Genomic DNA, 14,230 nt, shown 5'->3' on the forward strand with positions numbered 1-14,230 from the left:
CCTAATCCACTTAATATGAAAAGGATTATTTTGTGAAAAAAACGATATTAATAGTTTTGACCCTTTTAGTCGGTGTTGCTTTGGCGGTTGTGATCACCACCAAGGGAGACGGTAATGCTCTCCAGGTTAATCAGGTCGGCGCCGACCCCTTAGCGTACAGCGGCACTATTACTGTGACCGGAATCATGGCCGGCGTTTCCACCAGTGACCCAAGTATCTTCGGCATCTACGATATCAAAGAACTCCAGTGCACAACCGCTAACTGCAACAAACTCTATATACCGGTCCGTCATCAGGGGACGATGCCGAAAATCGGGGATGAAGTCCGGGTCACCGGCAGCTTTATGAAGGTCATTCAAGGAGTTGTCTTTACCGCCGAGAAGGTCAAGGTGGTGCGCAACCATCAGATCGGGGGATAAATGACCCTCACTAAACTTGTTTACAAAAATATTACCCGTCGCCGGGGCCGCTTCGTCTTTACCCTCCTCGGCATCACCATAGGCATCGCTTCATTTGTCACCTTCATGTCGATGGGGGGGAGCCTGAAGAACGAGATCTACCGGGAAACTGCTGCTCTCGGTGCCAATCTCGTTGTCATCCCCAAGGGCTCCTGCGGCTATGAGCAGCTGTCAATCCTCACCGGCGACCAGATGCCGACCAACATCTCCGCAGCAGAGATCGCCAGTATCCGTGCCATCCAGGGGCTGACGGTCGTCCCCTTCCTCGCTCAGCAAAGCGCCATCAATAACAAACCGGTCACCGTCAGCGGTATTGAACCGGCGGCCACCCTGGCCTTCAAGCGCTGGCAGATCAACCAGGGAAATTATTTTAGTTCTCCGGATGAAAACGGTGTTGTGCTCGGAGCCGCCGCCGCCCGGCAGTTTGAGCTCAAACCGGGGGGGAGCGTCACCATCCGCGGTGAGCTGCTGCCGATTCTCGGCATCCTCGGCGAAACCGGCGGACGTGATGATGCCACCATTTTCCTCCCTCTGCCGTTGGCACAGCGACTCTTCAACGCGGCCGACAACGTCTCTTACGCCGCCATTCGCGTTGAGCACCTGGCCGAGACCGAACGCTATATCGAAGAGATCCGGGTCGCGACCGGTCTGGGAGTCGTCTCTGATAAACAGATGCTCCAATCAGTCCTCGGTATTGTCGGAACCGTCAACATCACCCTGCAGCTGATTGCCGCGGTGGCGGTCATCGCTGCCGCCTTCGGTATCGTCAATACGATGATGGCCGCCACCTACGAGCGGAAGCGTGAAATCGGCATCCTCCAGGCCCTCGGTGCCAGACGGCGGACGATCTTCACGCTCTTCATGCTCGAATCTGGATTTTACGGTCTCATCGGCGGCATCACCGGCGTCATATTTGGCCTGGCAACCGCCACCCTTGCCACCCCTTACATCAGTCAGAATGCCTTTACGACACTGGTCAAAGGCTCGGGAAGCGGCGCCCTGCTCGATATAAACATCATCATCGGCTCCATCTTCTTCTCAGCCGTTGTCGCCATCGTCGCCGGCATCTACCCGGCCTGGAAAGCGGCGCGACTCACTCCGGTAGAGGCGATCAGCTATGAATAACATCATCCGCACAGAACATGCCGCTAAGACCTATACGGTCGGTGAAATCACCACCTCCGCCCTCAAGGATGTCTCCCTGAATATCCCCCAGGGATCTTTCACCTGCATTGTCGGCCCCTCCGGTCATGGCAAAAGTACCCTCATGCACCTTATCGGCGGACTCGACCGGCCAAGCAGCGGCAAAATCTACATCGGCGACATGGAGATCAGTACCATTGCCAATACTGATCTGGCGAGACTGCGCGGCCAGCGGATCGGTTTTGTCTTTCAGTTCTTCAACCTGCTGCAGGGTTTGACTGCTATCGAGAATGTCGAAATTGCCATGATGCTGACCGGGGTGGCTGAACCGGAGCAACGGAACCGTGCCGAGAAGTTACTGGCACTGGTCGGTCTGGCAGAAAAAGCCGGGTCGAAACCGGGGCAACTCTCTGGCGGCCAGCAGCAACGGGTGGCTATTGCACGGGCGCTGGCGAATGATCCCGACATCCTGCTGCTCGATGAACCGACCGGCAACCTCGACTCCGTCGCCGAAGCAGAAGTTCTGGACCTCCTGCAGGACCTGCATCGTCAGGGGAAAACAGTGATCATTGTCACCCACAGTGACGAAGTTGCCAAACGGGCCGAACGGATTATCCGCGTCAAAGACGGGCTGATTGCCGCCTGATTGATGCATCCCATCACAAAAAAATGCCCGACAATCTAAAATTGTCGGGCATTTTTACTGATCACTGCATCGGCACTACGCTTTTCTACAGACAAATCAAGCGCGAAGGGTGAACATAACGGCTGTGATCTTGACGAAAAAGGAGCAAAACCCTATAGTGCCGGCCATGAAAGACCTTTTTCTTGCCGATGCGCACCTTCTGAATCCGGAAGATGACAACTACCGCCGCCTCCTGGCGCTATTGCAGCGCGAAGAGGGGCAGGTTCGCACCCTCTATCTCCTCGGCGACATCTTTGAGTTCTGGGTCGGATACAAGCATGTCGTCTTTACCCCTTATGTGCCGATCCTCGAAGCACTGCGCCGCCTGCACGAAAGCGGCACCAGTATTGTCTGGATCGAAGGGAATCATGATTTTCATCTCGGCCCCTTCGTGCGCGACACTTTGCAGGCAACGATCTTTCCGGAAGAGGCAACCATCACCCTGGACGGCAACAAGATCTTTCTCTGCCACGGCGACTTGATCGACGCTGGAGATAAAGGTTACCGCCTTTACCGCACCTTCCTGCGTAGTCATTTTGTCGGTAAACTGGTCGACCTCTTTGTCTCACCCGACCGCCTCTGGCGCTTCTCCCGTTTTCTGAGTGCCCGGAGCAAAGCGAAACGGTGCGATCATCCCCGCCGAGATCCGCGTCCCCTGCTCATTGACCACGCCCGGCAACGTTTCAGCGAGGGCTACCAGGTCGTTATCACCGGTCACTTCCACACCCCCATCATTGAAGCCATACCAGAGGGGCTGGTGATTGCTCTCGGCGACGCTATGGAGCAGCCCTCTTACGTTATTTATGAAGATGGCAATTTTCACCTGGCAACGTTCTAAAACAGAAAAGACCAGTTTTGCGATCCTCTCTCCCCGTTTAAACTACTTCCCCTTCTGTCCCTCCGCAGCATCATCGCCTTCCATCTTTTCAACTAATTCCCGCAGAGTAACCCCGTCAAGAGTGCTATTCTGGGCAGCAAGGAGGCGGCTGTATAATTCCTCGACAACACGACCGGCCGATCCCATCCGCACCAGCTTGACGTCATCCCCCTCACTCCGCATCCGCTCCAGCAGTTCGTGCAGCGACAGGCTACCAACATCAATGGCCGGCTGATAAGCGTTTAAACTATCCTTCCCCTGAGCCACTTCACTTAAAAAACCACATTGGATCAAAAAGGAAAGACTCTGCTGGGTAAAGCGATGAGAAAGGTTCAAACGCAAGGAAAAATCTTCAGCGGTGAGGGGTTTTTCTCCCTTAATAAAAGTGGCGGCGGCAGAGAGAAAAATTGCGAGAGCAACAGACTCACGGCCATCAGCGCTCAACGTGTCACCGCGAAACTCCTGGCGGATCGTACGAAAATTTTGAATGGCAAAGGTGACCTCAAGGCCCAAAAGGACGATCACCCAGGAGATGTAAATCCAGAGCATAAAGACCGGCAACGCCGCCATCGTTCCGTAAATGGCATTGTTGCGAGTGACTCCGACCTGAAAAGTAACATATCCCCACTGCAACAACTGCCAAAGGATACCCCCAAAAGCACCGCCGAGAAGAGCCGCACGGAGTGAGATGCGGGTGTTCGGCATAAAAAGATACAACCCGGTAAAGACCGCCCACATGGCGAGGTAAGGAAAAATTTTAAAGAGGGTCAGAATAATAATGCCGATGACATCCATCCCGACGAGATACTGGACCAAGGCCTGACTTTCCAGTGTCGTGGTCATCGAAATCGCCGCCAGAATTAAAACCGGGCCAAAGATGGTAATGGAAAGGTAGTCCGAAAAGAGTCGTGCCAGCGAGCGCGTCTCATTGACCCGCCAGATATAGTTAAAGCTCTTTTCGATACTGTTAAGGAGGCTCAAGACCGTCAGCAACAAAAATATGACACCAAAAGTCCCGAGTTTTGTCATGCTGGTATTGCTGATATAGGTAAAGACGGCATCGACGACCTCTTCGGAACCGAGAGCGAGATGGTTAAGGACGAGAATCTCCAGATCGACTTCAGCACCAAAGCCTTTTAACAGAGAAAACATGACGGCGAGAAAGGGGACAAAGGAGAGAATCGTTGTAAAAGCCAAAGCGGAAGCATGGAGAAGGCAGTTATCAGCAAAAAATTCGCGGACGACCGCCGTGACAAACTGCAGCATCTTGCGAAGAAGACGTTTACCGGCACGCAGTTCGACAGGATCAGCTTCCCACAGCCCGCGCAGGAGAAAATCCCGGACTTGCTGGAGACGACTCTTCATTGTCATTTTTCTCTCCACATCATCACAAAGAAGTTGAAAAGCAAGGGAAAGCCCACTTAGTCAGTGGGCTTTCCCTTGTAAAACAATGTTGTCAAACGTTTTCTACTTAAACGTGCTTGGCTTTCTCTGCGGCCATGGCTTCTCGGCCGGCTTCTACCGCCGCCTTGACCATGTCGCGCTTCTCGGCGACCGTGTTTTTTCCTTCTTGCAACACCTCTGCAATCCGCTCTTCTGCCTCTTCGGCAATTCTGCGGATCCGCTCACTGGTTTCTCCGGCGAGTCCACGCAGCTTTTCGCGGGTTTCACGCCCGGAACGAGGTGCGGTCAAGAGGGCAACCCCTCCGCCGACCGCGGCGCCGATTAAAAGAGCGACCAATACGTTGCTTCCGCTACACTTTTCTTCAAACATAGCTATTCTCCTTTCAATTCGTGTGATCTTTTAAAGTAGTTACGAAATGCTTGAAACCCTGACCAAAGGACCATCCCCTGATTCAGATATTGCCTGGTACCGCTGCGCAGAAAATCATTGATGCTATGAAGAGCATCCCCTGCCTCGCCGATCGCTTCCAATAGTCCCCCCGCACGTATAGCTCCTTTTTCTAAATGGACGACGGAGCTGCGGATGCGTTCTGACGACTCACGCAGGTTGGCGAGAAGCGGTGTCAACTCCCGCTCGGTATTAACGATCATTTCATCGAGGCGTTGCAGGGTCCGTCGCATTTGCAGCATTGCCCAAACCATATAACCGACGAGTACAACAAAAGCAATGACGGCAATTAATAACAGAGAAATATACGACATTCAGCGACACTCCTTAAGAAGTTGAAGAACTATGGTATATTAACAGTAAAACACAAAACGGCGACGATGCAACACTTATAGTTGATTATTGTGTGTTCTTTTAGGGCGTCGCGAGCCTTACCAGCGGAAATCCCAGTGTCGTCAGCGATGCCTCAAATCCCTGTTCATTGCCGATCAAGACTATGGACAATTGCTCCGGCTGCAGGTGATCGCGAGCGGCCTGCTGAATATCGGTAAGACTTAACGCCTCGACCTTGTCGCGATAGCTCTCAAGATAATCATCCGGATAATCATAGAAATCGAGACGCATCGCCTGGGTGACAACCTCATGTGGGTTGGCAAATGAAAAGACAAAAGAATTATTCAAACTCTCTTTCGCGATGTGCAGTTCTTCGGCACGCACCGGTTGCTCCCGAATTGTCTCCATGGCAGCCAGCATCAGCTTCAGGGCTTCGATGGTCGTACTGCTCTTGGTCTCGCACTGAGCAATAAAGGGTCCGGGGAGGAATCTGCCGACCTGAAAATAAGAGTAAACGGAATAAGCCAGTCCGCGCTCTTCACGAATCTCCTTCATCATCCGCGAGTTAAACCCCCCGCCACCGAGGATAAAGTTCATCACCCTCACCGCGTGCTGATCAGGAGCCCCTTTGTCAATACCAACCTGACCAAGCATCACGACGCTCTGCGGCAGATCTTTCTGACCATGAATAACAACCCCGGCGTTACCGTCAACCAGGGGGGGAAGGATCTGCGGGACAGGTTGTTGCGCAGGCCAGGAAGCAAAACGGGCTTCCAACCCGGCAAGGAGCTGCTCCCGATCAAAATCACCGGAAACAGCGATCCAGAGTTTTTCCGGAGAAAAGCTTCCCTGGTAGGCGGCAAGCAGATCCTCCCGGCTGATCGCTGTTACGGTGGCTTCGGTTGGAGTCCGTCCCAAAGGATGATCGCCATAAATCGCCTGCAGCAGCGTGCGGCTGGCAATCGCCTGCGGGTGGTCGTTCTGCCGGCGAATCGCTTCGAGCGTCTGTTTGCGGGCCAATTCCAGGCGCTCGACCTCAAAGGCGGGGGTGCGCAGGACTTCCTGCAACAGATCAAGACCACCCACAAGATCACTGGCTAAAAGAGAGAGGTCGAAAGTTAAAGCATAGGTATCGGCAGAGACACTAAAATCTGCCGCCAACTGTTCGAGATCAATATCCATCTCCTCGGCCGAACGACTCCCGGTCCCGGCGGTTCGTAAACTTTTCGCCAGAAGGCTGGCCAGACCGGCTTTCTCTGCCGGATCATTAATCGCCCCGCCGGGCGCCATCACCGTCAGCTGAATCAAGGGAAGTTCATGATCTTCCTTGAGGTAGACACGGATGCCGTTGGTTAAAATAATCGGTTCGATCTGCGGCACCGCGAAATGCAGCGGCGGAGTCGAAATCTGATCCGGGCGGAAAGGGGGGGCGCTACAGCCGACCAACAGAACAGAAAGAACGCAAACGAGATACGATATTTTTTTCATTCACCACCTCCGGCGCGGGCAAGAGTGATGACGGTACGATTCTCCGGGGTAAAATAACGGCGCGCCGCAGCCTGAATCTCCGCCGGCGTAATGCTCGCCAGTTCCTCATCATAACGAAGGAGATAACGCCAATCCCCTGTCACAGTCTGGTAATATGTGAGCATCTGCGCAAGTGCACTATTCTTCTGCAGATTTCTCAAAAAGTCGACGCGCAAGCGGTTGCGCACGCGTTCGAGTTCTTCAGCACCGATTTCCTCATCCTCCAGCCGCTTTAATTCGTGATAAATGGCTGTTTCCACTTCAACGGAGGTATGAGGCGCACGCGGCGTGGCGCTAATGGCAAAGAGATTGTCATAACGGGAACCGGGAGCGGTAAAGGTCGATATATTCGCGGCGAGTTGATCTCTGACGACCAGCCCTTGGTAAAGACGGGAGGTCCGACCTTCGCCGAGAAGTCCAATGATCAGATCAAAGATATAATCATCTCGGCTCGGCAGGGTCGGTTTGTGAAACGCGATCATCACACGCGGCTCAGCATCGAAACTGATCGCAGTCCGTTTCTCCCCGCGCTGCTCCGGTTCGCCGGCCACGATCGGCGGGGTCGGTATGCCGGCCGGAATCTTACCAAAGTAGCGCTCTACCATCTCCCTGGCAGCGACAAAATCGATATCGCCGACCAAGGCGATCACGGTGTTGGCCGGGACATAATAGCGCTCATGAAAGGCCCGGGTCTTCTCCAGACTCAAATGGTCGATGTCAGACATCCAGCCGATGATCGGATGCCGGTAGGGATGAAGGGTAAAAGCTGTGGCCAGCAAATTTTCGTAAAGAAGGCCATCAGGATTACTGTCATAGGAACGCCGCCGCTCTTCCATGACCACCTGCCGCTCAGTGTAAAAATCACGGAAAATGGAGTGACGCATACGGTCCGATTCGATGCCCGCCCAGAGTTCAAGTTTGTTGGCGGGGAGTTCGATAACGTAACTGGTCAGATCCTTACTGGTAAAAGCATTGTAGCCAACCCCGCCATTTTTGGCGTAAAGCTCGGCCACCTCCTGGGGGACGTCATATTGGCGGCGTTGTTCCTGCAATGACTTCAGCTGTGCCTCAAGCTCGGCGATGCGCCGGGCGTTAAGCTGCGGCGCCAGGCGCAGTCGGTCATATTCGGCTCCAGCAGCCTCGATCGCATCAAGGAGCGGCTTTTCGCGCCGATAATCTTTGGTGCCAAGGGTCTTGGTCCCCTTGAAGAGCATATGTTCCAGCAGATGGGCAACACCCCGGTTTTCACTCGTTTCATCAACAGAGCCGACCCGCAGGGTGATGTAAGCCGCTAAAGTCGGCGAATCGTGACGCTCGACAACGAGCAGAGTCAAACCGTTGGCAAAGCGATGTTCCTGAACCCGCTCAGCAAGGCCAGCTGTGGCCAAACCCGGCAGGCAAAAAAATAAAAACAGCAGGAGTCTCAAACCGTTAACATTCATCCTTCATCCCTTCGTTCCTCAAAAAATCCACTTTATTCTTTATCTTTACTGTCCCCTGCCCGTTTAAGCGTTTCAAACATTTGCCGCAACCGGCTGTCCACCCTGGCATTGATACTCTCGGCTGTCCAGCTGCCATCCTCCTGACGCACCCCGGCGCTGACGCCAGTAAGGATCTCCATCCCCTCATCGATGCTGGCCACAGCCCAGATCGTAAAGAGTTGATCACGAACGGCGGCCACGACCTCTTCCTTGAGCATGAGATTTTGTACGTTCTGGATCGGGATGATCACCCCTTGCGTGCCGTCAAGACCGCGATTTTTGCAGACAGCAAAGAATCCCTCGATCTTTTCATTGGCGCCGCCGATCGGCTGAATCTGGCCGCGCTGATTGACCGAACCGGTAACCGCAATCCCTTGCCGGATCGGCACGTTGGCCAAGGAGGAAAGGAGGGCGTAAAGCTCTGTAGAAGAAGCACTGTCCCCTTCGACGCCACTGTAGGATTGCTCGAAACAGATCGTCGCGGCCAGCGACAGGGGCTTATCCTGGGCAAAGCGGTCCCCGAGAAATCCGGTCAGAATCAAGACCCCTTTATCGTGAATCGGTCCGGAAAGCTTGACTTCCCGCTCGATATTTATCACGCCGCTACGCCCGAGATAAGTACGGACCGTCACCCGTGAAGGACGGCCAAAAGAGTAATCAGCGAGTTGATAAATCGACAAACCATTTACCTGCCCGACCACCGCCTCGGTGGTATCGATAAGCAGAGTGCCTTCGTCGATCAATTCCTGAATGCGCTGCTCCATCTGGTTGGAGCGGTAAATTCGCGCCTCACCGGCAAGGTCGACATGTTTGCGGGCAACACTTACGGCGGTGTCGCGACCGGCAAAGAAGGAGGCTTCCCGAATCAGGTCGGCAATATCCAGAAAGCGGGAGGAGAGCCGCTTTTTATCGGCGATCAACCGCACAGAATATTCGACAATGCGCGCCACGCCATCGGCAGCAAAGGGGAGGAGCGTTTCCTCTGAACATTTTGCCGCGACAAAGGAGGCATACTGCCGGGCATTCTCCTGACTATTGTCCATCCGCCCGTCAAATTCCGCTTTGGTCTTGAAAAACTTACGGAAATCAGGATCGTAGTGATGGAGAAGATAGTAAAGCTCCGGCGTACCGATAATGATGATTTTGCAATTCAGCGGAATTGCTTCCGGTTTCAGTGACACGGTGGCAATAAAACGATATTGCTCGGTAACATCTTCAATCTTGATCTCACGATTGCGAATCGCCCGCTTCAGGGCATCGTAGGAGAAGGGAGAAAGGAGAAGTTCCCGGCAGTCCAGGATGAGATAACCACCATTTGCGCGATGCAGGGCACCAGCCTTGATCATGGTGAAATTAGTAACGGCATTGCCCATTTCAATCAGGTGATCGATCCGGCCGAAGAGATTGAAATAGGTTGGATTCGCTTCATAGATAACCGGCGCCCCCTGCTGCTCATGATTGTCGAGGAGGAGATTGATCTTGTAACGCTCAAAAGTCGGGCGTTCATTGCTGCCGAACTTGAAGCCGGGCAGTTTGATGGCGGGTTCTTCGTTCGGACGAAACTCGTCGATCCGCTCCAGAATATCCTTTTTACAGTTATCAAAATAATCGATCACTTTCGGGTACGCGGCGTAGCGCTCGCACAGTTCTTCAAAAAGGTGGCCAACCGAAGCAAGGAGCACTGCTTTCTCCATGGTAGACATGGCGAGCCGCAGCTCTTTTTCAAGATCGCGCGCCTGCCGATGCACTTCGTTGAGACGGCCCTGCAGTACTGTCCCGCGGGCATCAAGATCACTGCGCTCCTCGGCGGTGAGATTTTCAAAATCCTGCTGCGTCAGGGGATTGCCATCCCTCACCGGCACAAGAACCAGGCCGTTGACCGAGCGTTGCAGAATAAATCCCTGCTCACTGGCCGATTCATCCATCTCCTGAAAAAGCCGCCGGTTCTTTTCCTGAAATTCTCCGGTTATTTCATTCTTGAGCTTTTCGTATTCTTTACTTTCAAAGACCTTGGGAATCTCTTCCGCCAATCGCACGACGAGATTTTCCATATCGCGGTGAATTTTACGGCCATTCCCTGCTAAGAGATTGATTTGCAGCGGCCGGGTGTTGTCCTGAAAATTATTAACGTAGCACCAGTCATCAGGGACAGGTTGAGAGACAGCACGCCGGCCAAGAATCTTACGGATGGCTGAAGAACGCCCCGTCCCGGGTTCACCGAGGATAAAGATGTTGTAGCCGCTGTCCTCCATTCCCAGACCGAAGTCGATGGCAGCCAGCGCCCGTTCCTGACCCAGGGTCTCTTCAAGACAAGGAAGGTTGGCCGTCGTCTCAAAGTCAAAGCGGGCCGGATCGCACTGCCAGGATAAATCCTCAATCGCTACTCTCCAACTGTCCACTGGGATTGTCATCATCACTCCTTGAAGCTCGATTATTAGGCCCGGAAAGTTTACCAAGAAGTCCCCGCACTGGCAAGAATCGAAAAAACCTTGATTTTACGAACTTTTACCTTGTAATCCTGAGTATTTTCAATTATAAAAGAGGACTTTGCCGTATCCGCAAGCTCTCACGAAGGAATGATCATGTCCGAGAATATCCGCAACATTGCAATTATCGCCCACGTTGACCATGGCAAAACGACCCTTGTTGACGCCATGTTACGCCAGTCCGGAGTCTATCGCGAAAACCAGGTCATCACTGAACGGGTCATGGACAGCAACGATCTGGAGAAGGAACGCGGCATCACCATCCTCTCCAAGAATCTTTCCATTCACATCGATGAAATGAAGATCAATATCGTTGACACCCCGGGGCATGCCGACTTTGGCGGCGAAGTCGAACGCGTCCTGAAGATGGTCGACTCGGTTCTGCTGCTGGTCGATGCTTTTGACGGACCGATGCCACAGACCCGTTTCGTCCTGAAAAAATCCCTTGATCTTGGTATCAGACCGATCGTCGTTATCAACAAGATCGATCGTCCCGGCGCCCGTCCCGAATGGTCCGTCGATCAGGTCTTTGACCTTTTCTGCGAACTCAATGCCGATGAAAATCAACTCGACTTTCCTGTCGTCTTTGCCAGCGCCAAGCAGGGTTATGCCAAACGGACCCTCGAAGAACCGGCCGTCGGCATGCAACCCCTCTTTGACATGATCCGCGAGCGCGTCGCACCGCCGGTCGCCGATCCTGCCGCCCCCTTCCAGATGCTGGTCTCGAGCATTGCCTACAACGAATATATCGGCCGCGTTGCCACCGGCAAGATCTTTGCCGGCACAGTGAAGACCGGAGAGACCATCGCTCTTGTCCACCGCGACGGAACCATCAGCAAGGGGCGCATCAGCAAACTGCTCGGCTATGAAGGGCTTAAACAGATCGATATTCCGGAAGCCATTGCCGGGGACATCGTCTCCATCGCCGGTTTTGATGAAATCGGCATCGGCGAGACCCTCGCATCGGCCGCCAATCCGGTCGGCATCCCGTATGTCTGCATCGACGAGCCGACCCTGTCGATGAACTTCATGGTCAACACCTCCCCCTTTGCCGGCAAAGAGGGAAAACTCGTCACCTCCCGCAATATCCGCGACCGCCTGTTCCGCGAACTCCGTACCAACGTCTCCCTGCGGGTCGAAGATACCGACAGCACCGACACCTTCAAAGTCTCCGGACGCGGTGAACTCCACCTCTCGATCCTCATTGAAAATATGCGGCGTGAAGGTTTTGAGCTCGCCGTCTCCAAACCGGAAGTTATCTTCCGTGAGATCGATGGCGTCAAATGCGAACCGATGGAATATCTGGTGGTTGATGTTCCGGAAGAATACCAGGGAACAGTCATCGAAAAGCTTGGACCCCGCAAGGCGGAGATGGTTTCGCTGCAACCGATGGACGGCATCAATCGTCTCGAATTCATCATCCCGGCGCGTGGCCTCATCGGTTTCCGTACGGAGTTCTTGACTGATACCCGCGGCACCGGCGTACTGACCCATACGTTCCACGAATACGCTCCTTACAAAGGACCGATTGCCGGTCGCAAGAACGGTACCCTCGTCTCGATCGAAGCCGGTGTCTCGGTTGCCTACTCCCTCTGGAGCCTACAAGAGCGCGGATTGCTCTTTATTTCCCCCGGCACAGAACTTTACGAAGGGATGATTATCGGGCAGAACGCCAAAGATAGTGATCTGGTTGTCAATGCCTGTCGTGAAAAGAAGCTGTCGAACGTTCGCTCTTCCGGCGCCGACGAAGCTATTCGCCTCATTCCGCCCCGCCTCCTGACTCTCGAACAAGCTCTTGAGTTTATCGATGACGATGAGTTGGTGGAGGTCACTCCGAAGAATGTCCGTCTGCGTAAAAAGTATCTGACTGAGAACGAACGGAAAAAATTTTCCAAAAAATCTTAAGGTAAAGATATAAGTTAATAGTTAACACTGAAATGGCCGTACCGACTTCCCGGTACGGCCATTTCAGTGTTGAGAACTCTTTACCAAGACTTCGTTGTTGTTTTTTCCGCTACTGGCAGATATTCTTTGATCATGCGCAGCAAAAGATTGAAAGGACCATTACGCATGCCGACAGGGCAGCGCCACGGCAAAAAAAATAAACCAAATCCGTTAATAAGTGACGAAGTTGCATTGGTCATCTACGCGGCGTTGCTGGCGACCTGGATCGGATGCCTTTTGTGGTCATCGCTGGCATCACACCTTCCCACCGTCCCGCGAATCTTTGCCTGGGATAAACTCCAGCACTTTTCAGCTTATGCAATCCTCATGTTCTTCTCCGGTCATTTCTTCAAATCGTTATTCAGACATCAGCGCATTGGCTGGATCAGCGGCTTCATCTTCACTGTCGGATTTGGACTCCTGATGGAAATAGGACAAGAGACTCTCTCCACCTCTCGTCAGGCAGACTGGAAAGACCTCATTGCAAATACCCTGGGTGCAGGTCTGGTTTTTGCCCTCGCCCTGTTAAAGAAAAGAAAAAAATTGTAATCTTATCGAGGTGCCCTTGATGCTGCACGAACTCAATACTTTTGGCCCATCCTCTCTCACCATTATCATCAAACTGCTCCTTGCTGCCCTCGCTGGCGCATTGGTCGGCATGGAAAGAGAAAAACACGGCCGGCCGGCCGGATTACGCACGCATCTACTCGTTGCTCTTGCCAGTTGTTTGATGATGATTATCTCCGAGAGCGTCTATCTCAAATATGGGCAGATCCCCGGAACCAGTATTTTACGAATTGATCCCTCGCGGATTGCCGCACAAATCATCGCAGGAATCGGCTTCATCGGCGCCGGCGTCATTCTCAAGGACGGACTAAGTGTCCGGGGACTGACCACTGCGGCCTGTTTATGGCTCGCGGCAGCGATCGGCATGGGCTTTGGCCTCGGGCTTTATCTTCCGACGATTGTCAGTACGATCATCGCGATCAGTGCCCTGATCTTCCTGAAGAGACTCGAGCCCTACATTCACAAAGATCGCTATCTCACGTTTCGCGTCGAGACCGACGAATGGATTGATATCTATCCACAATTAGAAGAAATTTTTGTTCGCTACCAGATGATCGTCACAGATGTGTCATGCAGCCTGCAACCGCGCAATGGAGAGACACATTATAAATTTGTCCTGACCCAGCATCGCAAGCGCATGGGGAGAGAGTTAGCTTTGACGGTTGCAGAACTGAAAGGTGTCAAAAAAATCGAATACCTGTAATCCATGGTTTTACGCAAAAAGGGCGCTGACCTTTATATGGTCACCGCCCTTTTTGCTTTATACTTATCCCCTTGTCAGAGGGTGTAAAAAACTTTGTGTAAATGGTCATCGTCGGTTACAACCCGTAACCACTGGAGGAACCGATGGCCATACCGAAAGACGTGCTCGACTGCC

General features: G+C 53.1%; 13 protein-coding genes. 7 read left to right on the top strand and 6 right to left on the bottom strand.

Going from position 1 to position 14,230, the window contains the following annotated elements; all coding sequences use genetic code 11:
• Nucleotides 1-32 precede the first annotated feature (32 nt).
• The 4 genes from CVU69_12145 to CVU69_12160 all read left to right on the top strand — a co-directional run bounded on the left by CVU69_12145 (nt 33) and on the right by CVU69_12160 (nt 3,124).
• On the top strand, nt 33-419 hold the full coding sequence (locus CVU69_12145) for a hypothetical protein (GenBank protein ID PKN11523.1): 387 nt from the start codon (nt 33-35) through the stop codon (nt 417-419).
• Entirely contained in the window at nt 420-1,583 is a 1,164-nt protein-coding gene (locus CVU69_12150; GenBank protein PKN11524.1) for an ABC transporter permease, read from the top strand.
• Entirely contained in the window at nt 1,576-2,247 is a 672-nt protein-coding gene (locus tag CVU69_12155) for a lipoprotein-releasing system ATP-binding protein LolD (protein PKN11525.1), read from the top strand. The genes CVU69_12150 and CVU69_12155 overlap by 8 nt, the downstream gene beginning before the upstream one ends.
• 166 nt (nt 2,248-2,413) lie before the next feature.
• Nucleotides 2,414-3,124, top strand: coding sequence for a UDP-2,3-diacylglucosamine diphosphatase (locus tag CVU69_12160; GenBank protein ID PKN11526.1), 711 nt, complete (start codon nt 2,414-2,416; stop codon nt 3,122-3,124).
• Nucleotides 3,125-3,166: 42 nt separating this feature from the next.
• Here the strand turns inward: CVU69_12160 and CVU69_12165 are convergent, their stop codons facing one another.
• The 6 genes from CVU69_12165 to CVU69_12190 all read right to left on the bottom strand — a co-directional run bounded on the left by CVU69_12165 (nt 3,167) and on the right by CVU69_12190 (nt 10,767).
• Nucleotides 3,167-4,534, bottom strand: a complete 1,368-nt coding sequence (locus tag CVU69_12165) for a ribonuclease BN-like protein (protein PKN11527.1) — start codon at nt 4,532-4,534, stop codon at nt 3,167-3,169.
• A gap of 100 nt (nt 4,535-4,634) precedes the next feature.
• Nucleotides 4,635-4,937, bottom strand: a complete 303-nt coding sequence (locus tag CVU69_12170; protein ID PKN11528.1) for a hypothetical protein — start codon at nt 4,935-4,937, stop codon at nt 4,635-4,637.
• Nucleotides 4,938-4,939: 2 nt separating this feature from the next.
• The gene (locus tag CVU69_12175; protein PKN11529.1) at nt 4,940-5,329 is read right to left on the bottom strand and encodes a hypothetical protein; all 390 of its coding nucleotides are present in this window, start codon (nt 5,327-5,329) and stop codon (nt 4,940-4,942) included.
• A 100-nt stretch (nt 5,330-5,429) separates the two neighbouring features.
• Complete coding sequence (locus CVU69_12180) at nt 5,430-6,836, bottom strand: insulinase family protein (GenBank protein ID PKN11530.1); 1,407 nt, start codon at nt 6,834-6,836, stop codon at nt 5,430-5,432.
• Complete coding sequence (locus CVU69_12185) at nt 6,833-8,317, bottom strand: insulinase family protein (protein PKN11531.1); 1,485 nt, start codon at nt 8,315-8,317, stop codon at nt 6,833-6,835. The genes CVU69_12180 and CVU69_12185 overlap by 4 nt, the downstream gene beginning before the upstream one ends.
• Nucleotides 8,318-8,349: 32 nt before the next feature.
• Nucleotides 8,350-10,767, bottom strand: a complete 2,418-nt coding sequence (locus tag CVU69_12190; protein ID PKN11532.1) for an ATP-dependent protease — start codon at nt 10,765-10,767, stop codon at nt 8,350-8,352.
• A 171-nt stretch (nt 10,768-10,938) separates the two neighbouring features.
• Between CVU69_12190 and typA the strand changes: the two genes are divergently transcribed.
• The 3 genes from typA (at nt 10,939) to CVU69_12205 (ending at nt 14,056) form a co-directional block, all read left to right on the top strand.
• Nucleotides 10,939-12,747 carry a translational GTPase TypA gene (typA, locus tag CVU69_12195; protein PKN11533.1) on the top strand — a complete coding sequence of 603 codons (1,809 nt, stop codon included), beginning with the start codon at nt 10,939-10,941 and terminating at the stop codon, nt 12,745-12,747.
• A gap of 165 nt (nt 12,748-12,912) precedes the next feature.
• Complete coding sequence (locus CVU69_12200; protein ID PKN11534.1) at nt 12,913-13,335, top strand: hypothetical protein; 423 nt, start codon at nt 12,913-12,915, stop codon at nt 13,333-13,335.
• Between the two features lie 19 nt (nt 13,336-13,354).
• Entirely contained in the window at nt 13,355-14,056 is a 702-nt protein-coding gene (locus tag CVU69_12205) for a magnesium transporter MgtC (protein PKN11535.1), read from the top strand.
• The last annotated feature ends 174 nt before the right edge of the window (nt 14,057-14,230 follow it).

Source organism: Deltaproteobacteria bacterium HGW-Deltaproteobacteria-4 (genome assembly GCA_002841765.1).
In the GTDB taxonomy this organism is placed as follows: domain Bacteria; phylum Desulfobacterota; class Desulfuromonadia; order Desulfuromonadales; family UBA2197; genus UBA2197.

Bases quoted from the DNA above. Each gene is read 5' to 3' on its own strand.
- CVU69_12150 (PKN11524.1), top strand. From the start codon at position 420: ATGACCCTCACTAAACTTGTTTACAAAAATATTACCCGTCGCCGGGGC.
- CVU69_12155 (PKN11525.1), top strand. From the start codon at position 1,576: ATGAATAACATCATCCGCACAGAACATGCCGCTAAGACCTATACGGTC.
- CVU69_12160 (PKN11526.1), top strand. From the start codon at position 2,414: ATGAAAGACCTTTTTCTTGCCGATGCGCACCTTCTGAATCCGGAAGAT.
- CVU69_12165 (PKN11527.1), bottom strand. From the start codon at position 4,534: ATGACAATGAAGAGTCGTCTCCAGCAAGTCCGGGATTTTCTCCTGCGC.
- CVU69_12170 (PKN11528.1), bottom strand. From the start codon at position 4,937: ATGTTTGAAGAAAAGTGTAGCGGAAGCAACGTATTGGTCGCTCTTTTA.
- CVU69_12175 (PKN11529.1), bottom strand. From the start codon at position 5,329: ATGTCGTATATTTCTCTGTTATTAATTGCCGTCATTGCTTTTGTTGTA.
- CVU69_12180 (PKN11530.1), bottom strand. From the start codon at position 6,836: ATGAAAAAAATATCGTATCTCGTTTGCGTTCTTTCTGTTCTGTTGGTC.
- CVU69_12185 (PKN11531.1), bottom strand. From the start codon at position 8,317: ATGAATGTTAACGGTTTGAGACTCCTGCTGTTTTTATTTTTTTGCCTG.
- CVU69_12190 (PKN11532.1), bottom strand. From the start codon at position 10,767: ATGACAATCCCAGTGGACAGTTGGAGAGTAGCGATTGAGGATTTATCC.
- typA (PKN11533.1), top strand. From the start codon at position 10,939: ATGTCCGAGAATATCCGCAACATTGCAATTATCGCCCACGTTGACCAT.
- CVU69_12200 (PKN11534.1), top strand. From the start codon at position 12,913: ATGCCGACAGGGCAGCGCCACGGCAAAAAAAATAAACCAAATCCGTTA.
- CVU69_12205 (PKN11535.1), top strand. From the start codon at position 13,355: ATGCTGCACGAACTCAATACTTTTGGCCCATCCTCTCTCACCATTATC.